Below are 25,372 nucleotides of genomic sequence, written 5' to 3' on the forward strand. Positions count from 1 at the left end.
ACTGGGACGCTTGCTGGGTGGCCGGTTGCGCTGTGTGCGCCGGTTCCTCGGGTACACCCGACAAAGCCGAGCCACAGGCCGTACAAAACCGCGCGTTCGCCAAAGCGGCCTCACCGCAGACCCCACATGCAAACGTCAGCGCGTTTCCGCAGCTGTGACAGAATTTTGATCCGGCAGGATTGGCCGCACCACATTCCCTGCAATTGACGTTCGGACTCACCAATCTGGCCGCCTTTATTCGCTAGGAAATTCCGGGTTCTGGAAACAAAAATAAAATTCTTCTTATTACGTATCATATTATTAATATTACGTCGCCTCCTATTCGACACTTGCATATACGCAGACACAGCGGCCAGATTGGCTAAGGCCCATTCAGTTCAGGCTACGCACAGTGGGAGCATATGGATAAGGGTGGCGTTCCTGAACTGCATAAATAAGAGATTCGTTCCTGCCGCGACTTCAAACCTAGACCCAGCGGTCTGCGCGAACCCCAACACCCGCGGAGTTTTGAGGTGGTTTGGGATAGTCTGTTTATCTTTCTGAACCTGGACAACCGCCATCGCACGATTACTCACTGTCGGATCGAAGAAAATGTCAAAGCCAGCAAAAGTGAGGATCGGCAGTGCGTCGATCTACGCTTGCTGCCCAGGATCACGGGATTGAGGTAGTCGGGGCGGCTTGAAAGCCTGTGGTGGAACAAGTGAACCGATCATTATTAGTGTGAAAGGGGCGATTGTTCCGCGTGGACACCCCTTTGAAAAACGTATTCGTTTAGTCTTGCGCAAAAAGATTGCGCGCCGTGATGATTAGAATCCGAGCATGATTTTGTTTCGCTGTCCGGTTGACCAATAAAACTCTCTCAATCGGATGATTTATGCCGTTTTGGGCCCGGTGGGCGGGGCGTCGTCATTCATCCGGAGGGACAAGGCGATACAGGTACCGCAAATTCAGCAATTGAATCCTGTATTTGAAGGAACCATATGGACAATGACTTCCCACCTGGTTGAAAAACCGTCAAACCGGTCGAGACATGAATGCCTGGACTCAATCCGCCAAACACTTTCAAAGGCCAAATGAGTCGAACCATCAATATGACAAGTGACCCATCGAAATCTGCGGCGCCGACTGTCGGCGCAACCGATGTTTTGGTGGGCAGCTTTACCCCCGAGCTTCCCAAGGCTTCGGTCCTTGTCATTGATGATGAACCCGGAATGAGGAATTTCCTGTCAAAGGCGCTAGTGGGGCACTGCGCCGCTGTGGACGTCGCGACCAACACCGAAGAAGCTGCCAATCTGCTTGATGCGAACAGCTATGACATTGTCTTGTTGGACAATGTGATGCCAAAGCAAAACGGGGTTGAATGGCTGGCGGACCAACGGCGCATCGGTCTGTTTTCGGATGTCATACTGATGACAGCGTTTGCCGACCTCGATACGGCCATTGCGGCAATCCGGGCCGGGGCTTCGGATTTTCTGTTGAAGCCGTTCCGTGTAAACCAGTTGTTGAATGCAATTGCACGTAGCCTGGCGCGCGCGCAGCTTTTACGACAGAACGCGGTCCTGCGACACGAGGTAGAAGCGGGTAAAGATCTGCTGCACAATAGCGATGCGTTGTTGGGATCTTCGAATGCAATAAAATCGGTGCGCGCAGCAATAGCAAAGGCCGCGACGACGTCGTCACATGTTGTCATTCGTGGCGAAGTCGGGTCTGGCAAGCAAATAGCGGCGCGCATGCTGCACTCCAATTCCTCGCGGGCTGAAAATCCATTTGTCTGGCTGCAATGCAAGGGGATGAACGAAGATACACTTCAAACAAGGCTTTTCGGACGGATCGAGTCGAGCTCGGATGATCACTGGCAAGAACAAGACGGCATGCTGCGGGATGCTGCGGGCGGGATACTCTATCTCGAAGACGTCGAGATGCTGTCGCCTGGTTGCCAGAATCTGCTTGTGGAATTATTGACCACAGGTCGTTTTCGGCCAATTGGGGCCAAACGCAGTGTAGCAATTGATGTGCAGATCGTCTCTTCCAGTACGCAATCCTTGCAACAGGCGGTAAATGACAACAGGTTTCGCGCCGACCTGTTCTATATGTTGAATGTCATTGAAATCACCCTGCCGCCACTGCGCGAAAGGGGGGAAGATATTGTTGAGCTGATCCGGTATTTTTCCGAAAGCCTGTCGGCGCGGCTTGGGTTGTCGCAACCCGCCCTGCCGCCGGTGACGCGCCGCCGAATGCTGGCGTACCGGTGGCCCGGCAACGTGATGGAACTACGCAACACCGTTGAGCGTGCGCTGATCAATGGGGGCTACGATCCTGTCTTGGGAAAAACCGCTGCAACGGGCGAAATTGAAAGTCTGGCAGCCGTTGAGCAGCGTCATATCCTTGAGACGCTGGATGCCTGCGGCGGAAATCGGGCCGAGGCCGCCCGCCGATTGGGGGTCGCCCGTAAAACGATTGACCGGAAATGCCAGGCTTGGGGGCTCTGAGGCCGATGCGATCGGTGCGGCTGCGGCTGCTTTTGCTAGCGCTGTTGCCTCTGGTCGTTCTGCTGCCACTTCTTCTTGGCGTAACCATGGTGCGCTGGATCGACAAGTACGACCAGCTTCTGCTGGCAAAAGTCGCGAGTGATTTGCGCGTGGCAGAGCAGTATTTTGGCCGGATAGAGGCAGCGCAAGCCGCCGAAGTTGCCGCACTTGTCCAATCGGTTCGATTTGCCAAAGCCCGGGCAGTCGGAGGAGAGCATTTCAAACGGTTTCTTGCGAAAGAACAGTCCAAAATGGGTCTCGACTTTCTACTTTTCGACCAATCGGACGAGTCTACAATGCCTGCCAGCTTGCGAAATGCAGCGATTGCGGCCTCTCGTGGAGCCACAGGAGCTGGGCTGGCGGTTTTGAGTGCGCAGGACTTGACCAACATATCACCAGACTTGTTAAAGCAAGCCAGCCTTCCACTGGTACAGACAGAGGCCGCCCGCAGCATTGAGCGATCTGTGGAAACCCGTGGCATGGTTCTGTTGGCCACGCATCGCGATACGGTTGGTCAGGACCTGTTGATTGGCGGACTTCTGTTGAACCGAAATCTATCTGTTATCGACAGGATGAACGCTCTCATCTACCGCGAGGACGCGGGGCATGAAATGCGCACTGGCACCACCACATTGTTTCTGGATGATGTGCGCATTTCAACGAATGTGCGCCTTTTCTCTGAGACCCGGGCTTTGGGAACACGAGTTTCCGAGGTTGTCTGGAGGCATGTCATGGGCCAGGGGCTCCCATGGTTGGATCGCGCTTTTGTTGTAAACGATTGGTATATCTCGGGCTACGTGCCGTTGTCCGATGTGACCGGGCAACGCATTGGCATGCTTTACACCGGTTTTTTGGAAGAACCTTACAAAATGCAGCGAAACGCCACGATCGTTACGTTGGTTCTGGCTTTTATTGCAGTAATTGGGCTGTCGGTGCCGATCTTTTTGCGGCTTGCGCAAGGCGTCTTTGCTCCGTTGGAGAAAATCACAGCCACGATGGAGCGCGCAGAGCAAGGCGCCCTGAACGCGCGCATCGGTGTCGTGGAGGCCAAGGATGAGATCGGTGCAGTTGCACGCCATCTGGATCGTTTGCTTGATCAGATTCAAGACCGCGATGAGGCGCTCAGGGATTACGCAGAGAATCTGAACGATTTGGTTGAAAAACGTACCGAACAACTGAGCGAGGCAAATCGGAAGCTCGAAGAAACTTATGCGCAGTTGGTTATGTCGGAAAAGCTGGCCTCTATCGGCGAAATTACCGCAGGCGTCGCGCATGAGATAAACAATCCTGTCGCGGTGATCCAGGGCAACTTGGAAATTCTCAGGGCCAGTCTGAGCCCGCAGGATCAGACCGCGCTGAAAACCGAGCTTGATCTTATTGACGATCAAACCCACCGGATAAACATCATTGTGGGCAAGTTGCTGAATTTCACACGGCCCGGTGAAATGTCGGATATTGCGACTCTGGTTGATCCGCAGAGTGCCGTTGAGGATGCGCTTGTTCTGGTGTCCGCCGACCTGCGCAAACACGGCATTCAGGTAACTCAGTGTCATGCGCCAGCGCCTTCAGTAAGGATCGTGGAAACCGAGTTGCAGCAGGTTTTGGTGAACCTGATCATTAACGCGACGCAGGCCATGAACGACACGGGGACGCTGTCGATCAGCACGGGACCCGCGGACCGGGATGGGGTGGCCGGCAGTCAGATTTCGGTTTCCGACACTGGCAAAGGCATTGCGGCTGAAAAGCTAGACAAAATTTTCGACCCGTTCTTTACCAGCAGACATGCAGAAGGCACCGGATTGGGGTTGTCCATCAGCCAAACCCTTATCACACGGGCAGGTGGCTTGATCACAGTAGAAAGCCAGGAGGGCCGGGGAACAACTTTTTTTGTGTGGTGCCCTGCCGGAGACAATTCGTCCTGACTGGCCATTTTTCCTCTTTGGAAACTGGACAATTTGTCCCTGAGTTCTCCAGTGCTTCGGCTGGAACTGGACATTTTGACCATTTTGCAGTGCAGCAAATCGCCCTTAACCATTTGTTAACTCACAACATTTTTTGTTGACCAGCCTCTTGCCCAGTGATCATACGGCAAAAGCGCGCTGTCTACCGTCGTAGACCAACGACACGGGTGCAGCCGTTCCAGGGATGGAGGCGTCCCGCATTTCGGAGGAGAAGTAATGACAAACTCAGCAGCCGGACCTCTAGGGTTTCTGCGCAAGGAAAACATCGTCGCACCAGAAGGTTACAACCGATGGCGAGTACCGCCGGCCTCAATTGCCATCCATCTTTGTATCGGATCGGTCTACGCGTGGTCCGTTTTTAACCCGCCTCTTACGCGCCAGCTGGGCGTAGTCGCCTCGTCGGGCAGTGACTGGTCTCTGTCATCTGTTGTATGGATCTTTTCCGTCGCCATCGTGGTTTTGGGCCTTACGGCTGCTGTCGGCGGCAAATGGCTTGAAAAGGTCGGACCCCGCTACGTTGGGGTTGTTGCTGCAATCCTGTGGGGCGGCGGCTTCATCATTGGCTCGCTTGGGATCGCGACCCATCAGCTGTGGCTATTGTACCTTGGTTACGGCGTCTTTGGCGGCGCAGGGCTGGGCCTTGGCTATGTCTCGCCTGTATCGACCCTGATCCGGTGGTTCCCTGACCGCAGGGGCATGGCAACGGGCATGGCCATTATGGGCTTTGGCGGCGGCGCCATGATTGGTGCTCCGTTGAACCAATGGCTTTTGTCGACGTTTCAGAAAGCGCCCGAATTCCTTGGAGCGGAAAACACGGTAAACCTGATCACGGAAGGTGGTCGTCGTTTTGCCGAAACGGCAGCCGGGAAAATTGAGGTTGTCGTCGCCTCGGCCCAACAGGCCGCGCAGTTCGGCGGTGAGGCAGGTGTATATGTGGTCGGCACTGGCAATACAGGCGCCGCAGCAACATTCCTGACACTGGGAATTGTCTATTTCTTCGTCATGATGTTCGCCGCCTTTCAGTACCGCGTTCCGCGCGAAGGTTGGAAACCCGCAGGGTGGGAACCCAAACCGTCCGCAAAACGCATGGTGACGCAGAACCACGTGCACATCGACCAGGCCATGAAGACACCCCAGTTCTGGCTGCTATGGGTTGTGCTGTGCTTCAACGTGACCGCAGGGATTGGCGTGATCGGTGTGGCCAAGACGATGATCAACGAGATTTTTGGTGATCTCGCGCTTGTAACGGCCGCCTTTGCCGGAACCTACGTTCTGATGATTTCGGTATTTAACATGGTCGGACGCTTCTTCTGGGCGTCGACGTCGGACTATATCGGACGCAAGAATACGTATCATTGCTTCTTTGTTCTGGGTACGATCCTGTACTGCACCATCCCGTTCTGGGCAGCGTCCGGCGGAGTAACGGCGTTAATCGGCTTCTACATCGCGACAATGATCATCTTCACGATGTACGGCGGCGGCTTTGCCACCATTCCAGCCTACCTGGCCGATATCTTCGGAACGATGCATGTGGGCGGAATCCACGGACGCCTTCTGACCGCTTGGTCAGCGGCTGGTGTGTTGGGGCCTTTCGCAATCACCTACCTGCGGAGCCTGTCCAAGGAAAACGCGATTGCCGACCTTGCCGCGAAAATTGATCCAGCAGCCTTTGCTGAGAAGTTTGGCGCGCCGATTGCGCAGTTGAACGAGCTGGTTGCCGCCAACACGGTTACGATCGCGAAATTGATGGAAATCGCGCCTGTGGGTACCACCGACCCGACCGCGACGCTTTATAATACAACCATGTACTGTATGGCTGCGTTGCTGGTAATCGCGTTCTTTGCCAACGCGATGGTGCGTCCGGTTCGCGAAAAACATCATGTGGAGAACACCCACTCAGACGTGGTTCCCGCCGAATAAGAAATCTCTCGCCCCGCATGACTTGCGGGGCGAGCGCACTAGTACCAAATAGCGCCAGAGTTATGCGGGCAAAAATGCCGCAAAACTCTGGCGTCATTGTATTTTCCAAGCAAGTTACGCAGGTTCTCCCTGAAGAAAACAGACCACCTGCAGCGCCACACTTTTTGCCTATCCTGCGTTTAGCTCGGCCGGCGGCACCTCTTCCCGTTGTATCGCCAACCGACCGTTCCGGCGGATTGGGGTTGCAATCGCCTCTCCACGACCCGCCTACCCGTCCATGCAATGGCGAAACGCACAAATGATGTCAAAACCCGGGTTGTCGTTGAAGATAAAAAAGTAGAAGAAAAGATCTGGCTTCTTTACCGTCTCACTAACCTCAGCTCGGTCTGATCCCAAGCAGAAAAAGCGAACCTATTCATGAATACATTCAAACAGCGCATGGCCTCGGGTGAGGTACTTGTCGGAACATTTCTCAAGACCCCGGCGCATGAGTTGATCGAGGTTCTAGCGAAATCAAAGCTAGATTTTGTCTGCCTTGATGCCGAACATGCACCCTTTGACCGGGCGCGTATGGACATCTGCATTGCCATGGCGCGAGCACTGGATTTCCCGGTGTTGGTCCGCCTGCCAGTTGGCACCCCGGTTGAGGTGCTCAAGGCGCTCGACAGCGGCGCATTTGGTGTCGTCGTACCGCATGTGGACAGCATAGAAAAGGCGCGCGACATCGCTCGTGCGGCGCGCTTTGGGGAAGGCGGGCGTGGCTATGCCGGCTCAACCCGATGGGCGGGTTTCGCGACCCGTCCCATGAAGGACGTGTTGCAACAAAGCGTGGATGAAACCATCGTCATAGCCCAGATCGAGGAACCGGCGGGCGTCGAAGCCGCAGGTGACATCGCATCGGTCGACGGGATTGACGGGCTGTTTGTGGGGCCTGCTGATCTGGCGGTCTGTTACGGCAAGACCGATATGTCTGACCCGAAAGTGTTGGACGCCATGCGCTCTACCGGAACAGCCGCCGCAAAAGCGGGAAAGGCGTTCATGACATTCGCCGCCAATGCGGACGCTGCACCAGAGCTGCTGGACATGGGGGTTACGATGTTTTTCATGGCGTCCGAACACGCCTTTATGCTGCGCAGCGCGAATTCCGAAGCAAACGCCCTGCGCGGCGCAGCCGACAAGCAAAAGAACTGCTAAAAACCCGTCGGACGTATTGCAGATGTCCTGCCCGTGAGGACTCTAGTTTTCATGCATTTGGGTGCCGAAACACTGCGGTGGTTAATGGGCTTCGGAAAAGCCGTCATTGCATGTGTTCAACCTGACATGCCGCAGGAAAGACCTGCCAACGCGCGACAGCGGGCGGTTCTCGCTTGAGACGAAGGCTGTCGTGAACCTGATCCGTGCGGCAAGTCTTCGAAACACGAGGTTTTCGCCGGGGTAAAGCGCCGACGGAAATGGGTTTATGATCGCAATGCCAACTCCGGCCCGTACGAGTTCGGTGGCAAGTTGCCATGAATCAACCTCGAAGACAGGCGGTTCGTGGATATTGGCTTCGGCCAGGATCTGATCAATCTTGCCACGGCTGACGTTGTTGCGGGTCAGGGCTATCAGCTTTTCGCCAACAAGGTCAGCCGGCTCAATCAAATCCCTCTGTGCCAGATGGTGATCCTTGGGCAACGCGCAAACCGCGGGAGATCGCCTGAAAAGCGTCGTTCGCAAACCCGAGCGCGACATCTCATCGCCAATCAGGGCAAGATCACAGCTATGCTGAAGCAAGTGCCGCGGGATGTCATCGTGGGTGCCCACCAGCAAATTCATACTGAAAGTTGGGTTTGCCTTGATAAAGCTTGCGCTCAGTTCCACAAGGTACTTTTGCATATAGCTGGGCGGCGCAATCAGTGACAGGGTTTCGCGCGTGATTTCAGACGGTCCGTCAATGCGGTCAAGGGCTTCGAACAGTGGATCCAGCCGCCGGTTGAGCTGAATCGCCTCAGCGGTGGGGCGCAGGCGGCCGCCGTCGCGCTCAAACAGAATACGCCCGGTGCGCGATTCCAGATTGGCGATGGATCGGCTGATGGCAGACTGCGATAGCCCAAGCCGTGTACCGGCCGCAGATGCAGTTCCGGTTTCCATAAATGCCCTGAGCGCCTGATACTCGGGCAGGCTGTGCCAAGATTTACGCGCCAAAGAGGTGTTACCTGAGTTCGGTGCAGCTTAACTGATAGGTCTATGAGATTATGGAATACAATTCCGGATTGTCTATTCCTTTTTCACTGATAGCCTGCGTCTCATGAATACCAAGACGTCTAGTGTGCGACCAACCACTGCGTTGGATATGACACGCCCCCTTATTTTCGACGGTCACAACGATCTGCTGTTAAAGCTGTTCCGCTCTGGTGGCCTTTCGGCGCGCGGGATGTTTGAAACCGGAAGCGATGGTCACCTGGACATTGCCAAAGCGAAAAGTGGCGGGTTCGCAGGCGGGTTTTTCGCCGTGTTTGTCCCCTCTCCCATGTCGGAAGAGCGGGATGAGGAAAAGATGCAGAATCCGCCTTATGACGTGCCCCTACCCGATCCGATCAGCTGGGAAGACGCGGTGCCTGTTGCGCTGTCGCAGGCAGCCATCCTGCTGAAGCTGGAGGAAGACGGCCTGCTGCGCATTGCGCGCACATCCGGCGATATTGAAGCAGCCATGGCTGAAGGCAGGATCGCCGCGATCCTTCATATGGAAGGCGCTGAAGCCATCGACCCCGAGTTTGAGACCCTGCACGTGCTTTATGCTGCCGGGCTGCGATCGCTCGGCCCGGTTTGGAGCCGCCCGACGATTTTTGGTCATGGTGTTCCATTCCGCTTTCCCTCCGACGGTGACACGGGACCCGGCCTGACCGATCACGGTCTGCGGCTGGTGCGGCGCTGCAATGAACTGGGCATCATGATCGACCTGTCCCACCTGAACGAAGCCGGGTTCTGGGATGTCGCCCGCCACAGCACCAAACCGTTGGTCGCCACACATTCGAACGCAAACGCGGTGACAGCCTCGGCCCGGAACCTCACTGATAAACAGCTGGCTGCGATTGCCGAAACGGACGGCATGGTTGGCTTGAACTTTGCCACCGCCTTCCTGCGCGAAGATGGGCGCATGGATGAGGACACGCCGCTTGAGACGATGATCCGCCATCTCGACCATCTATTGGAAAAACTGGGCGAAGATCGCGTTGGGCTGGGGTCCGATTTCGACGGGGCAAAAGTCCCGAAAGGGATTAAGGACGTCTCGGGCTTGCCGAACCTGCGTAAAGCCATGCGCGCGCACGGGTATGATGAACAGCTCATCGAAAAAATCTGCAATCGCAACTGGATCAGGGTGCTGCGGTCCAGTTGGAATGAACAATAATGCAGCCGAAGTTTAAAAAAATGAATGAAAACACCAACAGGAGATTCAATCGATGACCTATCTCGCCAAGCTCTTGACGTCAGCTGCACTGGGTGTGGCGGTGGGGTTCACCGCCCTGCCCGCCACGGCGGAAACACCGGACAACATATTGGTTATTGCTAACCGTATTGACGATATTACCACGCTTGACCCGGCCGAAAGCTTCGAGTTTGCGGGCGCGGACGTTATCCGCAACATGTATGGCAAGCTGGTGAATTTTGACCCGGCCAACCTTGAGGCCGGATATCAGCCGGACCTTGCGGTAAGCTGGGACGTCTCAGGGGACGGCAAGACAATCACCTTTACCATGCGCGAAGGCGTCACCTTTGCCTCGGGCAACCCCGTGCGCGCCGAGGATGCCGCGTTCTCGCTGCGTCGCGTGATCCAGTTGAACAAGACGCCAGCGTTCATCCTGACCCAATTCGGGTTTACGCCTGAAAACATCAACGAAACTATCAAGGTTGACGGCAACACAGTTTCGATCACGACGGACAAGCCTTACGCGATTTCGTTTGTTCTGAACTGCCTGACAGCCACCCTGGGCAGTATTGTGGATGAAAAACTGGTGATGGAAAACGAAAAGGACGGTGACCTCGGCAATGAGTGGCTCAAGACCAACTCTGCCGGATCGGGCGCCTATGTTCTGGGCGCTTGGCAGCCCAAGGAAAGCGTCATGTTGAACGCCAACCCCAATTTTTATCTGGGCGCTCCGGCGATGGAACGTGTGGTGGTTCGCCACGTACAGGAAAGCGCGACCCAGCGCCTGATGCTGGAACGTGGTGATATCGACGTGGCACGGGACCTGACCCCTTCTGATGTTGATGGTCTTGAGGGTGTCGAAGGCGTTAAGATCATGCGCGAGATGCGCGGGCGCCTGATGTATGTCTCGTTCAACCAAAAGCACCCGGAACTTTCGAAACCCGAGGTTCGTCAGGCCCTGAAATACCTGATCGACTATGAAGGGATGGAAAACAGCTTTCTGAAAAACTGGTATGTGACCCATCAGAACTTCCTGCCGCGTACCTATCTTGGTGCCGTGGATGAAAACCCGTTCTCGTTGAATGTCGAAAAGGCCAAGGAATTGCTGGCCTCTGCCGGTGTCGAAAACCTCGAAGTCACGATTGGCGTGCGTGAGGCGCAGGAACGGCTTGAGATCGCGCAGTCGCTGCAAAACACCTTTGCGCAGGCAGGGATCAAGGTAAATCTTGAGGTTGGAACAGGAAAACAGGTCCTGGCAAAGTACCGCGCGCGCGAACTTGACATCTACCTTGGGGCATGGGGTCCGGATTATCCTGACCCGCAAACCAATGCGGGTACTTTTGCCTATAACCCCGATAACTCGGACGAAGCGAATGCAACCGGGCTTCTGGCCTGGCGCAACAGCTGGGATACCGGTGGTCTGACCGAGCAAACCGCAGCAGCCGTGGTCGAAGGTGACACATCGAAACGTGAAAAGATGTATCACGACATTCAGGCCACATTCCGGGAAACCGCACCATTCGCAATCATGTTCCAGCAAACAGAACAGGCCGGGATGAATGAAAACGTCGAGGGCCTGACTTTGGGCGGCGCCATCACGGCGATTTCGTACTGGCCGGTTACGAAGTAAATGGCGCTGGTTGAAAAGCAACGGAATGGGCGGATCAAACCGCCCTTTCCGCGTTGGGTAAATACGACGATCACAACGCTTGCCTCTGTTTCAGTAACTATGCTGGGGCTGTTGTTTGTTACCTTCATCATTGGCCGCGTTATGCCAATTGACCCTGTTCTGGCTGTGGTTGGCGAACGCGCGTCTCAAGAAACCTATGATGCGGCGTACGAGGCGATGGGACTGGACAAGCCCCTTCTTGTTCAGTTCGGGTATTACATTTGGGACGTATTGCACGGCGATTTTGGTGAATCGCTTCTGACGGCCCGGCCCGTCAGTGAGGATATCGCGCGCGTCTTTCCGGCAACTTTCGAACTGGCGACGCTAGGAACATTGATCGGAATTTTTGCAGGCGTACCTCTGGGTGTCATGGCCGCCGTCCACCGTGGATCGTGGATTGACCAGATTGCCCGGGTCGTTGCGCTGGTTGGGTATTCCATGCCGGTGTTTTGGATGGGCCTGATGGGGCTGCTAGTCTTCTACGGTGTATTGGGATGGGTCGCCGGCCCCGGACGCATTTCCATCTTTTACGACGGAATGGTGCCAACCGTTACAGGCATGATGCTTGTGGACGCGGCAATTGATGGCAACTGGACGGTGTTCCGGGATGCTTTCAGTCACATCATACTGCCGGCGTCGATCCTGGGATATTACTCCTTGGCCTATATCAGCCGCATGACCCGCAGCTTCATGCTGGAACAGCTTTCGGCGGAATACATCGTGACCGCACGGGTAAAGGGCATGTCAGAACGCGCAGTGATCTGGCAACATGCGTTTCGCAACATCCGCGTGCAGCTAATCACCGTGTTCGCCCTAAGCTATGCCAACCTGTTGGAAGGGTCCGTGCTGACGGAAATCATCTTTTCATGGCCCGGCATCGGATCTTACATCACCACTGCCCTGTTGTCGGCCGACATGAATGCCGTTCTTGGGGGTACCGTGGTTGTTGGACTGGTTTTCATCCTTCTGAACATCTTCTGCGACCTTCTCTACAAGGTCCTTGACCCGAGGGCGCGATGACCACGGAAACCACAAATTCAAAGGGAAAAGAGACCATGCGCGACTGGCTGTTAACTGAAACGCCTACATCGCGCCGCCACGCAAAACTGGCATCGGCCTACAAGAGCTGGCTGCGTCTGCGATCCAATCACATGGCCATGTTCGGACTTGGTATTCTGGTTCTGCTGGGCTTTGTTGCAGCATTTGCACCATGGCTGGCCCCTTATGATCCGTACGCTCAGGTGCTGTCTGATCGTCTTTTGCCAATCGGCAGCGAAGGGCATCTTTTGGGTACAGATTCTCTGGGCCGGGATATTCTCAGCCGCCTGATCTACGGCTCGCGGATCACACTATACATCGTGACCCTTGTCGCCCTGATCGCCCCGGTTGCCGGGTTGATGGTAGGAACAATCGCGGGTTATGCGGGTGGATGGACAGATACGATCCTGATGCGGATCACCGACATTTTCTTGGCCTTCCCCAAGCTCGTGCTGGCGCTGGCCTTCGTTGCAGCCCTTGGCGCGGGGATCGAAAATGCGGTTCTGGCGATTTCACTGACCGCATGGCCGCCCTACGCGCGCCTTGCGCGAGCGGAAACGCTGACAATCCGGTCCTCTGATTTCATCAGTGCAATCCGTTTGCAGGGGGCGGGACCCGTCAGGATTATCACCCGCCATATCTGGCCACTTTGCATTTCTTCGCTGATTGTTCGGGTGACGCTTGATATGGCAGGCATCATCCTGACTGCGGCGGGCCTCGGCTTTCTGGGACTAGGGGCGCAACCCCCCTCACCGGAATGGGGGGCCATGATCTCTGAGGGCCGGCGGTTCCTGCTGGACCACTGGTGGGTTGCCACGATCCCTGGCTTGGCCATTTTCACAGTCTCGCTTGCGTTCAATCTGCTCGGTGACGGGCTGCGCGACGTACTTGACCCAAAGGATGGCGCATCATGAATCTTCTCGATGTCGAGGACCTTTGGGTCAAGTTTCCGACCAATACCGGCGTATTCGATGCGGTCCGGGGCATATCGTTTTCACTTGGGCGCGAGAGGCTTGGAATTGTCGGCGAGTCCGGCTCGGGCAAATCGATGACCGGTCGGGCGATCCTGAAACTCATCCGCCCACCGGGCTGGATTGAGGCCAAGCGCATCGACTTGCAAGGGCAACCGCTATTGAATGCGTCGGAAAAGGAAATGCGCTCGGTCCGGGGCTCGCGCATTTCGATGGTCATGCAGGACCCAAAATTCTCACTGAATCCGGTGATGACCGTGGGCGATCAGATCATCGAAGCCTATCGGCTGCACGAAAAAGCCACGCATCGCACTGCCCGCACGCGGGCGATTGAAATGCTTGAGGCGGTTTCAATACGCGATCCCGAGCGGGTCATGCGGGCCTATCCGCACGAAGTTTCCGGTGGCATGGGCCAACGGATCATGATCGCAATGATGATGATCCCCAACCCGGAGATTCTTATTGCCGATGAACCTACATCGGCCTTGGACGTTTCCGTGCAAGGGCAGGTTCTTAACATCATGGACCGGCTCGTGCAGGACCGGGGCATGGGTCTGATATTCATCAGCCATGACCTGAACTTGGTGGCCAAATTCTGTGACCGTGTGCTGATTATGTATGCCGGACGGATCGTCGAGGTTTGCGATGCCGACAAGCTACACGACGCATCGCATCCCTATACTCAGGGATTGCTGAACTCTTTGCCGCGGCTTGATGCACCCAAGACCCGCCTTGAGGCGCTGGTGCGCGACCCCGAGTGGCGCCAACAACCCAGTGTAAGTGGTTTGCTATGAAGTCTCTTTCTGTCAGAAACCTGAATGTCTGGTTTGGCGAGGATCGAGACCGCGTTGACGCCGTCAGAGCGGCATCATTTGATGTGCCCAGCGGCGGCAGCTTCGGTCTTGTAGGTGAATCCGGCTCGGGCAAGTCGACCATCCTGCGCGCGATCACGGGGCTTGTGCCCACATGGTCTGGTGAGATCGAAATTGACGGCGCGCATGTCGCGCATAAACGGGGGCGCGAGTTCTACAAGCTTGTGCAGATGGTGTTCCAGGACCCTTACGCGTCGCTGCATCCGCGCCATTCAGTGGATCATGTCTTATCGGAAACTCTGCACCTTCACGGGTTTCAGGACATTGACACGCGGGTCAACAACCTGCTTGACGATGTAGGTCTTGGCCGCTCCTTCCGATTTCGTTATCCGCACCAGCTATCCGGTGGACAGCGGCAGCGTGTGGCGATTGCCAGAGCCTTGGCCCCCGAACCCGAAATCCTGTTGCTGGACGAGCCGACATCCGCGTTGGACGTATCTGTTCAGGCTGAAATTCTAAACCTGCTGAGCGATCTGCGCGCCGAACACAAGCTGACATTCGTTATGGTGTCCCACGATCTGTCAGTGGTTGGTCATATGTGCGACAGTGTTGCCGTCATGCGCGACGGGGAAATCGTCGAAATACTGAGCGTTGAAAAAATGCGCAGCATGGAACCGGACTCAGCCTACACCAAGCATCTCTTGGACGTTTCACTGAATTACGCTAGCGCACAGGCTTGAATCGCGCGTCCAAAAAACGCGCCTTTCCGTTGGCTGACTTCGCGATGCGCTCAGAATCCTCTTTCCCCGCCTCCTACAGGCGCTGGACCAAATTCGTCAGGCGACATCCTCAATCCATGTTTTTGCAGCAACGGCACGGGGAAGCCCAAGAGGGCCGATTGCGAGCATCGCGACCTGAATGATGGCACTGTCTTCGATACCTTCGGATTTTGCGCGGCGGGTGTGGGAATGAACCGCACCTTCTGAACCTGCACCTATTGCCAATGCCAGTTTCACAAGGCGCTTTTCACGATCTGTCAATGATCCGCACTCGGCAGTGGCTTTGCCGAGGGCTGAATACGCGTCCCAAATCTCGGGGTTTTTCGCAGCAAGATCTCCGGCAGCGCCGGGCATGTTTTCAGACATATGATTCTCTTACGTTGAATAGTCGTCGATGAGAGGACTGGGTTTTGCGAACTTCTCCAAATCCTTTTGGTCTGAGATCGTCACATGATTGCCGTTTACACTCACACCATAGGCTTGCAGGCTCTTGATGGACCGGCTCAGATTTTCCGGTGTCATACCCAGCAGAGAGGCGAGTCGGCGCTTTTCGATCGGAAGTTGGAATTCGGCGTCGCCATTTTCGCGCTTTTGCTGGCGCAGCAGATAATTTGCCAACCGCTCAAGGGACGTACGCAACTTCAGATCCTTGGTGTTTTTGACGACAGATCGGTAGCACTGTGCCAATTCCGTAACGATCGCGCGTGCGAAATGGGCGTCGACATCAAATACGGCCCGCACATCCTGGCTTGGGATCATGGCGATACGGCTTTTCTCCAGCGTTCGCGCCGACATAAGATAGGGCGCGTCTTTTATTGTTGCCGCTAGTATGAAGGTTGAAACAGGTCGCACGGTCGCCACTGAGGTTTCCCGATTGTTCCAGCTTGAGTAGAGCTCGACTGAACCAGACAAGACAACGTGCAGAAAATCGCTCGGGTCGCCTTCTTCAATTAGGTCGACCTGCGGCGGGAAATTCTGAACATAGGCACCCCTCATGAGCGCCGTGAAGTATTCGCCGCTCATCGCTGCAAACAAATGCAGGCTTCGAATGTCCGGATAGTCTGGCTCGGGCATCCCCAAATACACCTAGCAATCTCCTTTTTGACACTTGTTTCATTGTGTCTTGATAAAAGTCAAATAGCAAGTTGGTAAATGTTGTCCAGCGACTTGACGCTGCACTGCAGTCGAAATGACAAACTTGGTTTCGTCATTTATTTCAATCTGTTACCCAATATATCTTGATACAGATCAAGAAAGTTCCGTCTCAAGGCGTTCAATCAGGTCCCGACACGCAAGCGCCCATTTCCGGGCGTGCGAGAACGGAGGGACCTATGGAAATCATGCTTGCGTATGACCATTCGCGCAACGCACGGATTGCGCTCGACGCAATTCAGCAGATGTTCGGGCCGTTGAAACCCAGCGTTACGCTGGTCTCGGTTGTGGAAGATATCGGTAGCGCAACTTCAGGCGCGGACGAGCTATTCACAGAACAGTATCAGGAACAAAAAGCCGGCGCCGAAGCTGCAGCCGCCGAATTGATGGCTGCAGGCTATGAAGCAAGAGTCATGCTCGCCGAAGGAGATGCGCGCAAAATGATCCTGCGCGCGACAGAAGAACGTCAGCCAGACCTTTTGGTCATGGCGCGCCATTCGCATCAGGCCGATGGTGGCGCATTGGGTTTCATCACGCGCAAACTGGATGCCATCGCCGAGGAATTCGACCATATGACGTTCGGGTCAGTGTCGGCCTTCCTCGCCCGCCGCGCAAAATGCCCAATCCTCATTATTCCAACTCACGTCCCCGCATCTTCGATGCAGGCGGCCGAATAGAGCCCGGGGAAAACAGCGATGAAAATCTCAACACTCTTTAACGTCCAGGACCGCTCGATTCGTGCGCTACACCTGACCTGGATCGCGTTCTTCATTACCTTTTATGTCTGGTTCAACATGGCACCGCTGGCATCCTCGATGCTGGCCGCTAATGATTGGTTAACCAGAGATGACATCAAGCTTTTCGCCATTGCCAACGTCGCATTGACGATCCCGGCCCGCATCCTTGTCGGCCTCGCGCTCGATAAATACGGTCCGCGCCGGGTGTTCTCGATCCTGATGGTGGTTATGGCCGCGCCAACGCTTTTCTTTGCGTTCGGCGACACAAAAATGCAGCTGTTTATCTCGCGCCTGATCATGTCCTCGGTTGGGGCGGGGTTCGTCGTTGGCATTCACATGACTGCGCTTTGGTTCAAACCCCGTGACATCGGTTTTGCCGAAGGGTTCTACGCCGGTTGGGGTAACTTCGGCTCGGCCGCTGCGGCGCTGACCATTCCGACCATTGCACTGAATATATTCGGTGGCGATGACGGCTGGCGCTATGCCATTGCCATGTCGGGCGTCATCATGGCCGCTTATGGTGTGTTTTACTGGTTCGCCATCACCGATGGCCCCAATCCGGACACCCATAAAAAAGCCAAAGGCTCGGCTCTTGAGGTTTCGACCTACAAAGACCTCGTGATGCTGGTCGTCTTTACCGTGCCGTTGATCGGTATCCTGTCGATCCTCATCTACCGTGTGCAGATGATGGGGTATATCGACGGCTTTGTTGCAGCGATCTGCTATGCCGCTGTCGTCACCCTGGTGGTCTACCAGGTCTGGCAAGTGCTGCGCACCAACCTGCCGATCCTGCGCCGGGGCGTACCTGAGGATGACCGCTACCCGTTCAGCTCGGTGGCTGCGCTCAACACCACATACTTCGCCAACTTCGGTGCAGAACTTGCTGTCGTCTCAATGCTGCCGATGTTCTTTCAGGAGACCTGGGGGCTGACACCTGTGGTCGCGGGTCTGATTGCGGCATCCTTCGCGTTCATCAACCTCGTGGCCCGTCCTATGGGTGGCCTGGTGTCGGACCGTATGGGCAACCGCCGTTTCGTGATGCTGGCCTATATGCTGGGTATCGCCATCGGCTTTGCGCTGATGGGGCTGCTGAACAGCTCATGGCCGCTGATCATCGCGATCGCGATCACCATTGCATGCTCGTTCTTCGTGCAAGGTGCCGAAGGCGCAACCTTTGGGATCATCCCTTCGATCAAACGCCGGGTGACTGGCCAGATCGCAGGCATGGCTGGTGCATACGGCAACGTCGGGGCGGTTTTCTACCTCTTTATCTTCACCTTCGTCGATACGCAGACGTTCTTCTTCATCATCGCAACTGGCGCGCTGATCTCGTGGGTTGTCTGCTGGGTCTGGCTCAAGGAACCGGAAGGTGGCTTCGATGAAGAATATGTCCTCAGCTCCGTAGACCAGGCCATCGCGTCCGAGGCCAAGCGTAAGCAAGAGGCCGAAGCACAACTCGCGTTGATCTTCGAAGGCTCTCAAAAGGTCGCACTGGCCGAGAAAGGCAACGGTCTGACGGTCACGGCCCGCTTCAAGGATCTTGACGATCTCAAGACCGCGTTGGCCCGGCTTGGCCCGGACAGTGGCCAACAACCTGCTGAATGAATGTATGGCCGGCTGAGCGACACGCTTGGCCGGCCCCCCGAAACGCCAATACGGGAGGTTTTACCCATGGCGATCTCTGACACCTCAAATGGCAACAGCCGCCACGTCCTGACGGACTGGCGCCCCGAAGACCCCCAGTTCTGGGCGGAAAAGGGCAAGGCCATCGCAACCCGTAACCTCTGGATCTCGATCCCGAACCTGCTGATGGCCTTTTCGGTCTGGATGGTGTGGTCGGTCGTCGTGGCCAAGATGCCAGCCATCGGCTTTGACTTCACGGTTTCACAACGGTTCTGGCTGGCCGCGCTTCCGGGCCTGTCCGGCGCTACGCTGCGCATCTTCTACAGCTTCATGATCCCGATTTTTGGTGGACGGAAGTGGACCGCGATTTCAACCGCATCGCTGCTGCTGCCGGCACTGGGCATCGGCTTTGCTGTCCAGAACCCCGAAACATCTTATGCCACATTCCTGATCCTGGCGCTGCTCTGCGGCTTTGGGGGTGGTAACTTTGCCTCTTCAATGGCGAACATCGCCTACTTCTACCCGAAAAAGGTAAAAGGACAGGCGTTGGCGATGAACGCGGGCCTGGGCAACCTCGGCGTGTCGGTGATGCAGTTCGTCGTCCCTGTCGTGATCACCGTGGGCGTCTTCGGCGCGATTGGTGGTGAGCCACAGCAACTGTCTGATGGTGGCCAGCTCTTTATCCAAAACGCGGGCTTCATCTGGGTGCCGTTCCTGCTTGTAGGTGCAATCGCCGCATGGTTCGGCATGAATGACATCGCTGATGCGAAGGCTTCGCTCAGTGATCAGCTGTCGATCCTGAAACGTCGCCAGAACTGGATTATGTGTATTCTCTACACCGGGACATTCGGTTCGTTCATCGGTTATGCTGCGGGCTTCCCCCTGCTGATGAAAACCCAGTTCCCCGATGTTGACGTGCTCTCCTATGCCTTTCTTGGCCCGCTTGTCGGCGCGCTGAGCCGCGCGGCAACCGGCTGGATTTCTGACAAGTTCGGCGGTGGGCGCGTTACCTTCTGGGTGTTCCTGGGCATGATCGTGGCCGTATTTGGTGTACTGCAGTTCCTGCCATCCACACCCGAAGCGGCAGATGGCAACTTCTGGGGCTTCTTTGCCTGCTTCATGGCGCTGTTCTTCCTGACCGGTGTGGGCAACGCCTCGACCTTCCAGATGATTCCGTCAATCATGAAACAGGAAATCCCACGCCTGTTGCCCGAGCTAGAAACAACCAACATGCAGCGGGCTATCGAGCGTGAAAGCGCAGCAATCATCGCCTTCACATCGGCTATCGCGGCCTACGGAGCTTTCTTCATCCCAAAAAGTTATGGCACCTCGATCGCGCTGACGGGTGCACCGCACGGCGCCTTGTGGGCCTTCCTCGGGTTCTACGCGCTCTGCGCCGTGATCACCTGGGCCGTCTACAGCCGCAAGAACGCGCCTGTTCCCTGCTGATCTAATGACCAAGCCCTTGCGCCGGACCTGCCCGCGCAAGGGGTAGCCACTAGGAGACAAATCCATGAGCCACCTGCTCGACAGATTGAACTTTCTTCAGTCCAACAAACTGGAAGAGTTCGCCAACGGCCACGGTCAGGTCACGAACGAAGACCGCGGCTGGGAAGATACATACAGAAACCGCTGGCGCCACGATAAGGTCGTCCGTTCGACCCACGGGGTGAACTGCACCGGATCGTGCAGCTGGAAGATCTACGTCAAGTCCGGGATCGTAACCTGGGAGACGCAGCAAACAGACTACCCGCGCACACGGCCCGACCTGCCGAACCACGAACCGCGCGGCTGTGCACGGGGTGCGTCGTACAGCTGGTATCTGTATTCTGCGAACCGGGTGAAAAACCCGCTCATTCGCGGGCGGCTCATGAAAGTCTGGCGCGAGATGCGCAAGACCAAGACACCGATCGAAGCCTGGACCGCGATCCAGAATGACCCGATCCTGCGCAGCAGCTATACCTCCAAGCGTGGCTCTGGCGGCTTTGTCCGCGCCACCTGGGACGAAGCGACCGAGATCGTTGCGGCTGCCAACGCTTACACTGCCAAAACCTATGGCCCCGACCGCATTTTCGGCTTTTCGCCGATCCCAGCCATGTCCATGGTCTCTTACGCGGCGGGATCGCGCTATCTGAGTTTGATGGGCGGCGTCTGCATGTCTTTCTATGACTGGTACTGCGACCTGCCGCCAGCCTCGCCGATGACATGGGGCGAGCAGACAGACGTTCCGGAAAGCGCGGATTGGTACAACTCCAGCTATCTGCTGCTCTGGGGCTCCAACGTACCTCAGACCCGGACACCGGATGCCCACTTCTATACCGAGGTGCGATACAAGGGCACCAAGTCGGCGGTGATCTGCCCCGACTATTCGGAGGCGTCCAAATTCGCCGATGTCTGGCTGAACGTTAAACAGGGCACCGACGCGGCGCTGGCAATGGCATTCGGCCACGTCATCCTGCGTGAGTTCCACATCGACCGCCAGGCCGAGTATTTCGAGGAATACTGCCGCAAGTATTCCGACATGCCCATGCTGGTTCGTCTGGACGAAAAAGGCGGCAATCTTGTTCCCGGCCGCTTCCTGCGGGCCGATGACCTCGATGGCAAACTGGGCGAAGAAAATAACCCCGAATGGAAGACCGTCGCCATTGATGAACAAAGCGGCACGCTAGTGTCACCCAACGGGGCCATCGGCTATCGCTGGGGCGAAAAGGGTGAGTGGAACCTTGAAGAGAAGGCAGCCGGAAAGGATGCCACGCTTCAGATGTCGCTCATTCTTGACGATGATCATGACGACATTCGCGGCGTGGACTTCCCCTATTTTGGCGGTGCTGCAACCGAGGCCTTTACCACCGGAGACCAACGCCCGGACGTTTTGACCAAGAACGTTCCGGTCAAGCGTGTTCAAACAGCCGATGGCGAGGTTCTGGTCGCCACGGTCTTTGATCTGTTCTGCGCGAATTACGGCGTGGATCGCGGGTTTGGCGGCGAGTGGGTGGCGACCTCTTATGATGAAGATGTCCCCGGCACGCCAAAATGGGCTGAAAAGATCACCGGCGTACCTGCTGACAAGATCATCCATGTTGCGCGCGAATTTGCCGACACTGCCGAAAAGACGCAGGGCAAGGCCATGGTCATCATCGGTGCGGCCATGAACCACTGGTACCACATGGACATGAACTATCGCGGCGTCATCAACATGCTGGTGATGTGCGGGTGTGTCGGTCAGTCTGGCGGTGGCTGGGCGCATTATGTCGGGCAGGAAAAGCTGCGCCCGCAGACCGGATGGCAACCTCTGGCCTTTGCGCTCGACTGGGGCCGCCCGCCGCGGCACATGAACGCGACATCGGCCTGGTATGCTCATACCGATCAGTGGCGGTATGAGACGCTTGAGGCGAAAGAAATCCTGTCACCGACCGCACCGGACGGCGATTGGGACATCAGCATGATCGACTACAACATCCGGGCAGAACGTATGGGCTGGCTGCCGTCGGCGCCACAGCTCAAGTCCAATCCGCTGGACGTGGCAAAGCAGGCAAAAGACGCGGGAATGGAAATTCCGGCCTACGTTGCCCAGCAGCTCAAGTCCGGTGAGTTGGAAATGTCCTGCGAAGACCCGGACGATCCGGCAAACTGGCCGCGCAACCTTTTCGTGTGGCGTTCGAACCTGCTGGGCTCTTCCGGTAAGGGCCACGAATACTTCCTCAAACACCTGCTTGGCACAGAGCACGGCGTCCTGGGCAAGGACCTGGGCGAAGAAGGTCGCGCCCTGCCGAAAGAGGCCAAGTGGCATGAAAAAGGCCCGGAAGGAAAACTGGATCTGCTGGTCACGATCGACTTCCGCATGTCCACCACCGCGGTTTATGCCGACATCGTTCTGCCAACTGCCAGTTGGTACGAGAAAGACGACCTGAACACGTCGGACATGCACCCGTTCATCCACCCGCTGCAGGCCGCAGTGGATCCGGCATACGAATCCAAATCGGATTTTGAAATCTTCAAGGCCATCGCCAAGAAGGTTCAGGAAGTAGCGCCGGAAATCCTTGGCAAGGAAACCGATATCGTCGCCCTGCCTCTGCTGCACGACATGCCGACAGAGCTGGCTCAGGATCAGGTTCGCGATTGGAAAAAGGGCGAATGCGATCTTATCCCGGGCAAAACGGCACCTGCCTATGTAGCGGTCGAGCGTGACTATACCGCGATCTACGACCGCTTTACCGCAGTTGGCCCGTTGATGGATAAACTGGGCAATGGCGGCAAGGGTATCACTTGGAACACCCAGGAAGAGATCGACAATCTTGCCGCTTTGAACGGTGTGAAACAGGACGGGGCGGCGAAAGGACGGCCCAAGATCGAAACTGCGATCGACGCCTGCGAAGTAATCCTGATGCTGGCCCCCGAGACCAATGGCAACGTTGCCGTGAAGGCTTGGGAAGCACTGGGTGAAAACACAGGGCGCGAACACGCGCACCTGGCCGAGGGCGAACACCACCAGAAGATTCGCTTCCACGACATTGCGGCGCAGCCCCGCAAGATCATCTCGTCGCCCACATGGTCGGGCATCGAAAGTGAGAAGGTCAGCTACAACGCGGGTTACACCAACGTGCACGAATTGATCCCCTGGCGAACCCTGACGGGGCGACAGCAGCTTTATCAGGATCACCTGTGGATGCGCGCGTTCGGCGAAGGCTTTGTGTCTTACAGGCCACCAGTTGACCTCAAGACCATCACGGAAGAGGTCAATCACGACGCCCGCGATGGAAGCCCGCACGTGGTGCTGAACTTCATCACGCCGCACCAGAAATGGGGCATCCACTCGACCTATTCCGACAACCTGTTGATGCTGACCCTCAACCGTGGTGGTCCGGTGATCTGGATATCAGAGAATGACGCCGCAAAGGCGGGTATCGCCGATAACGACTGGGTAGAGCTGTATAACGTGAACGGTGCGCTGACAGCCCGGGCCGTTGTGTCCCAACGGATCAAGGACGGCACTACGTTCATGTATCACGCACAGGAAAAGATCGTGAACACGCCCGGCTCGGAGAAAACCGGTAAGCGCGGGGGTATCCACAACTCTGTGACCCGCGCGGTTCTGAAACCCACCCACATGATCGGCGGCTACGCCCAGCAGTCTTATGGCTTCAACTACTACGGAACCGTGGGCTGCAACCGGGATGAATTCGTCGTCGTGCGGAAAATGAAAAAGGTCGACTGGCTCGACCGTGAAGCCACCCAGAAGGAGGCAGCAGAATGAGAGTTCGTGCGCAAATCGGCATGGTGCTGAACCTCGATAAATGCATCGGGTGCCACACCTGCTCTGTGACCTGCAAGAACGTGTGGACCACACGGGATGGGGTCGAATACGCTTGGTTCAACAACGTCGAGACAAAGCCGGGAACCGGCTACCCGACCGACTGGGAAAACCAAGCCAAGTGGAACGGTGGCTGGAAACGGACCAAATCCGGCAAGCTGCAGCCGAAACAGGGTTCAAAGTGGCGGATTCTTTCCAACATCTTCGCCAACCCGGATCTGCCCGAAATCGACGACTATTACGAACCGTTCGATTTCGACCACGACCACCTGAAGTCGGCCCCAGAGATGGAGGCGTTCCCTACGGCGCGCCCCTACTCCAAGATCACCGGCGAACGGATCGAAAAGATCGAGAAGGGCCCGAACTGGGAAGAAATCCTTGGCGGCGAATTCTCGAAGCGGTCTGAAGACTACAACTTTGAAGGCATCCAGAAGGAAATCTACGGAGAGTACGAAAACACCTTCATGATGTATCTTCCCCGGCTCTGCGAACACTGCCTGAACCCGGCCTGTGCTGCATCCTGCCCGTCTGGCGCGATCTACAAGCGTGAGGAAGACGGCATTGTTCTGATCGACCAGGAAAAGTGCCGCGGCTGGCGGATGTGCGTGTCCGGCTGCCCCTACAAGAAGGTCTATTACAACTGGGAAAGCGGCAAATCCGAGAAATGCACCTTGTGCTACCCCCGGATTGAAAGCGGCAACCCCACCGTCTGTTCCGAGACCTGTGTTGGGCGTATCCGCTATCTCGGCGTGATGCTTTATGACGCCGACAAGATCGAAACCGCTGCAAATGCGCCATCAGAGCAAGAGCTCTATGACGCGCAGCTGGACGTCTTTCTTGATCCCTTCGACCCGGTGGTCATCGAAACTGCGCGGGCCGACGGCATTCCCGAGGACTGGATCAAAGCCGCACAGGAAAGCCCGATCTGGAAGATGGCGATGGAGTGGAAAGTGGCCTTCCCGCTGCATCCTGAATACCGGACGCTGCCGATGGTTTGGTACATCCCACCGCTCAGCCCAATCCAGAACGCGACCGAGGCTGGCAAGATCGGCATGGATGGCATGATGCCCAACGTGCAGGATCTAAGGATTCCGGTTCGGTATCTGGCCAATATGCTGACGGCAGGCGACGAGGCCCCCGTTGTCAGCGCGCTTGAACGCATGATGGCCATGCGCGCTTACATGCGGTCGAAAACCGTGGACGGTGTGATCGATGAGGCAATCGCAGCCCGGGTTGGACTTAGTGGCCGAGTGATCGAGGACATGTACAAGATCATGGCCCTGGCCGATTACGAAGACCGGTTCGTGATACCGACAACCCATCGTGAGCAAGTCGAAGAAGCGTATGACCTTAAGGGCGGCTGTGGATTCACGGACGGAAACGGATGTTCCACCGGCACCTCGAAAGCGTCGCTTTTCGGCAAAGCAAAGAAACCCCTGAAAATGCCGGAGGCGATGTGATGCCC

General features: G+C 56.3%; 18 protein-coding genes and 1 pseudogene. 15 read left to right on the forward strand and 4 right to left on the reverse strand.

Annotation, left to right across the window (positions count from 1 at the left end):
* Positions 1-82 precede the first annotated feature (82 nt).
* Positions 83-220 (reverse strand): annotated as a pseudogene (locus tag LCM21_RS20850) (double zinc ribbon domain-containing protein); the annotation flags it as partial.
* 871 nt (positions 221-1,091) lie between these two features.
* Between LCM21_RS20850 and LCM21_RS07895 the strand changes: the two are divergent.
* The 4 genes from LCM21_RS07895 to LCM21_RS07910 all read left to right on the forward strand — a co-directional run bounded on the left by LCM21_RS07895 (position 1,092) and on the right by LCM21_RS07910 (position 7,603).
* Positions 1,092-2,489: a sigma-54-dependent transcriptional regulator gene (locus LCM21_RS07895; protein ID WP_224890116.1), complete on the forward strand. Its 1,398-nt coding sequence runs from the start codon at positions 1,092-1,094 to the stop codon at positions 2,487-2,489.
* 5 nt (positions 2,490-2,494) lie between these two features.
* Entirely contained in the window at positions 2,495-4,450 is a 1,956-nt protein-coding gene (locus tag LCM21_RS07900) for a sensor histidine kinase (RefSeq protein ID WP_224890117.1), read from the forward strand.
* Positions 4,451-4,705: 255 nt separating this feature from the next.
* Positions 4,706-6,409: an OFA family MFS transporter gene (locus LCM21_RS07905; RefSeq protein ID WP_224890118.1), complete on the forward strand. Its 1,704-nt coding sequence runs from the start codon at positions 4,706-4,708 to the stop codon at positions 6,407-6,409.
* Positions 6,410-6,826: 417 nt separating this feature from the next.
* The gene (locus LCM21_RS07910; protein ID WP_224890119.1) at positions 6,827-7,603 is read left to right on the forward strand and encodes an HpcH/HpaI aldolase family protein; all 777 of its coding nucleotides are present in this window, start codon (positions 6,827-6,829) and stop codon (positions 7,601-7,603) included.
* A gap of 81 nt (positions 7,604-7,684) precedes the next feature.
* On the opposite strand, the gene LCM21_RS07915 is transcribed toward LCM21_RS07910, so the two are convergent.
* Entirely contained in the window at positions 7,685-8,593 is a 909-nt protein-coding gene (locus tag LCM21_RS07915) for a LysR family transcriptional regulator (protein WP_068333461.1), read from the reverse strand.
* Between the two features lie 148 nt (positions 8,594-8,741).
* Here LCM21_RS07915 and LCM21_RS07920 point away from each other — a divergent pair, with 148 nt between their 5' ends.
* From LCM21_RS07920 to LCM21_RS07945, 6 genes are read left to right on the forward strand one after another with little or no spacing between them, the layout of a single operon-like run.
* Positions 8,742-9,797, forward strand: coding sequence for a dipeptidase (locus LCM21_RS07920; protein ID WP_224890120.1), 1,056 nt, complete (start codon positions 8,742-8,744; stop codon positions 9,795-9,797).
* Between the two features lie 52 nt (positions 9,798-9,849).
* Positions 9,850-11,445 (forward strand): ABC transporter substrate-binding protein, encoded by a 1,596-nt coding sequence (locus tag LCM21_RS07925; protein WP_224890121.1) that lies wholly within the window; start codon positions 9,850-9,852, stop codon positions 11,443-11,445.
* Positions 11,446-12,504, forward strand: a complete 1,059-nt coding sequence (locus LCM21_RS07930; RefSeq protein ID WP_224890122.1) for an ABC transporter permease — start codon at positions 11,446-11,448, stop codon at positions 12,502-12,504.
* Positions 12,501-13,436 carry an ABC transporter permease gene (locus tag LCM21_RS07935; RefSeq protein WP_224890123.1) on the forward strand — a complete coding sequence of 312 codons (936 nt, stop codon included), beginning with the start codon at positions 12,501-12,503 and terminating at the stop codon, positions 13,434-13,436. Before LCM21_RS07930 ends, LCM21_RS07935 begins: the two co-directional genes overlap by 4 nt.
* Positions 13,433-14,287, forward strand: coding sequence for an ABC transporter ATP-binding protein (locus tag LCM21_RS07940; protein WP_263618938.1), 855 nt, complete (start codon positions 13,433-13,435; stop codon positions 14,285-14,287). Before LCM21_RS07935 ends, LCM21_RS07940 begins: the two co-directional genes overlap by 4 nt.
* Positions 14,284-15,045, forward strand: a complete 762-nt coding sequence (locus LCM21_RS07945) for an ABC transporter ATP-binding protein (RefSeq protein ID WP_224890124.1) — start codon at positions 14,284-14,286, stop codon at positions 15,043-15,045. The genes LCM21_RS07940 and LCM21_RS07945 overlap by 4 nt, the downstream gene beginning before the upstream one ends.
* Positions 15,046-15,141: 96 nt before the next feature.
* On the opposite strand, the gene LCM21_RS07950 is transcribed toward LCM21_RS07945, so the two are convergent.
* Both LCM21_RS07950 and LCM21_RS07955 read right to left on the reverse strand, forming a co-directional pair.
* Positions 15,142-15,450 carry a carboxymuconolactone decarboxylase family protein gene (locus tag LCM21_RS07950; protein WP_224890125.1) on the reverse strand — a complete coding sequence of 103 codons (309 nt, stop codon included), beginning with the start codon at positions 15,448-15,450 and terminating at the stop codon, positions 15,142-15,144.
* Between the two features lie 9 nt (positions 15,451-15,459).
* Positions 15,460-16,158: a helix-turn-helix domain-containing protein gene (locus LCM21_RS07955; RefSeq protein ID WP_224890126.1), complete on the reverse strand. Its 699-nt coding sequence runs from the start codon at positions 16,156-16,158 to the stop codon at positions 15,460-15,462.
* 257 nt (positions 16,159-16,415) lie between these two features.
* Between LCM21_RS07955 and LCM21_RS07960 the strand changes: the two genes are divergently transcribed.
* The 5 genes from LCM21_RS07960 (at position 16,416) to narH (ending at position 25,367) form a co-directional block, all read left to right on the forward strand.
* Entirely contained in the window at positions 16,416-16,913 is a 498-nt protein-coding gene (locus LCM21_RS07960) for a universal stress protein (protein ID WP_224890127.1), read from the forward strand.
* 18 nt (positions 16,914-16,931) lie between these two features.
* A complete protein-coding gene (locus tag LCM21_RS07965) occupies positions 16,932-18,578 on the forward strand; it encodes an MFS transporter (protein ID WP_224890128.1) in 1,647 nt (548 codons plus the stop codon).
* Between the two features lie 66 nt (positions 18,579-18,644).
* Positions 18,645-20,045 (forward strand): NarK family nitrate/nitrite MFS transporter, encoded by a 1,401-nt coding sequence (locus tag LCM21_RS07970; RefSeq protein ID WP_068334038.1) that lies wholly within the window; start codon positions 18,645-18,647, stop codon positions 20,043-20,045.
* Between the two features lie 64 nt (positions 20,046-20,109).
* Positions 20,110-23,850 (forward strand): nitrate reductase subunit alpha, encoded by a 3,741-nt coding sequence (locus tag LCM21_RS07975; RefSeq protein ID WP_224890129.1) that lies wholly within the window; start codon positions 20,110-20,112, stop codon positions 23,848-23,850.
* Positions 23,847-25,367: a nitrate reductase subunit beta gene (narH, locus tag LCM21_RS07980; RefSeq protein ID WP_224890130.1), complete on the forward strand. Its 1,521-nt coding sequence runs from the start codon at positions 23,847-23,849 to the stop codon at positions 25,365-25,367. Before LCM21_RS07975 ends, narH begins: the two co-directional genes overlap by 4 nt.
* The last annotated feature ends 5 nt before the right edge of the window (positions 25,368-25,372 follow it).

Origin of the sequence: Ruegeria profundi, from assembly GCF_020171505.1 — a bacterium.
Lineage (GTDB): Bacteria > Pseudomonadota > Alphaproteobacteria > Rhodobacterales > Rhodobacteraceae > Ruegeria > Ruegeria profundi.

Excerpts from the sequence above, each read along its gene's own strand:
- LCM21_RS07895 (WP_224890116.1), top strand. The coding sequence starts at position 1,092 with ATGACAAGTGACCCATCGAAATCTGCGGCGCCGACTGTCGGCGCAACC.
- LCM21_RS07900 (WP_224890117.1), top strand. The coding sequence starts at position 2,495 with ATGCGATCGGTGCGGCTGCGGCTGCTTTTGCTAGCGCTGTTGCCTCTG.
- LCM21_RS07905 (WP_224890118.1), top strand. The coding sequence starts at position 4,706 with ATGACAAACTCAGCAGCCGGACCTCTAGGGTTTCTGCGCAAGGAAAAC.
- LCM21_RS07910 (WP_224890119.1), top strand. The coding sequence starts at position 6,827 with ATGAATACATTCAAACAGCGCATGGCCTCGGGTGAGGTACTTGTCGGA.
- LCM21_RS07920 (WP_224890120.1), top strand. The coding sequence starts at position 8,742 with ATGACACGCCCCCTTATTTTCGACGGTCACAACGATCTGCTGTTAAAG.
- LCM21_RS07925 (WP_224890121.1), top strand. The coding sequence starts at position 9,850 with ATGACCTATCTCGCCAAGCTCTTGACGTCAGCTGCACTGGGTGTGGCG.
- LCM21_RS07930 (WP_224890122.1), top strand. The coding sequence starts at position 11,446 with ATGGCGCTGGTTGAAAAGCAACGGAATGGGCGGATCAAACCGCCCTTT.
- LCM21_RS07935 (WP_224890123.1), top strand. The coding sequence starts at position 12,501 with ATGACCACGGAAACCACAAATTCAAAGGGAAAAGAGACCATGCGCGAC.
- LCM21_RS07940 (WP_263618938.1), top strand. The coding sequence starts at position 13,433 with ATGAATCTTCTCGATGTCGAGGACCTTTGGGTCAAGTTTCCGACCAAT.
- LCM21_RS07945 (WP_224890124.1), top strand. The coding sequence starts at position 14,284 with ATGAAGTCTCTTTCTGTCAGAAACCTGAATGTCTGGTTTGGCGAGGAT.
- LCM21_RS07950 (WP_224890125.1), bottom strand. The coding sequence starts at position 15,450 with ATGTCTGAAAACATGCCCGGCGCTGCCGGAGATCTTGCTGCGAAAAAC.
- LCM21_RS07955 (WP_224890126.1), bottom strand. The coding sequence starts at position 16,158 with ATGCCCGAGCCAGACTATCCGGACATTCGAAGCCTGCATTTGTTTGCA.
- LCM21_RS07960 (WP_224890127.1), top strand. The coding sequence starts at position 16,416 with ATGGAAATCATGCTTGCGTATGACCATTCGCGCAACGCACGGATTGCG.
- LCM21_RS07965 (WP_224890128.1), top strand. The coding sequence starts at position 16,932 with ATGAAAATCTCAACACTCTTTAACGTCCAGGACCGCTCGATTCGTGCG.
- LCM21_RS07970 (WP_068334038.1), top strand. The coding sequence starts at position 18,645 with ATGGCGATCTCTGACACCTCAAATGGCAACAGCCGCCACGTCCTGACG.
- LCM21_RS07975 (WP_224890129.1), top strand. The coding sequence starts at position 20,110 with ATGAGCCACCTGCTCGACAGATTGAACTTTCTTCAGTCCAACAAACTG.
- narH (WP_224890130.1), top strand. The coding sequence starts at position 23,847 with ATGAGAGTTCGTGCGCAAATCGGCATGGTGCTGAACCTCGATAAATGC.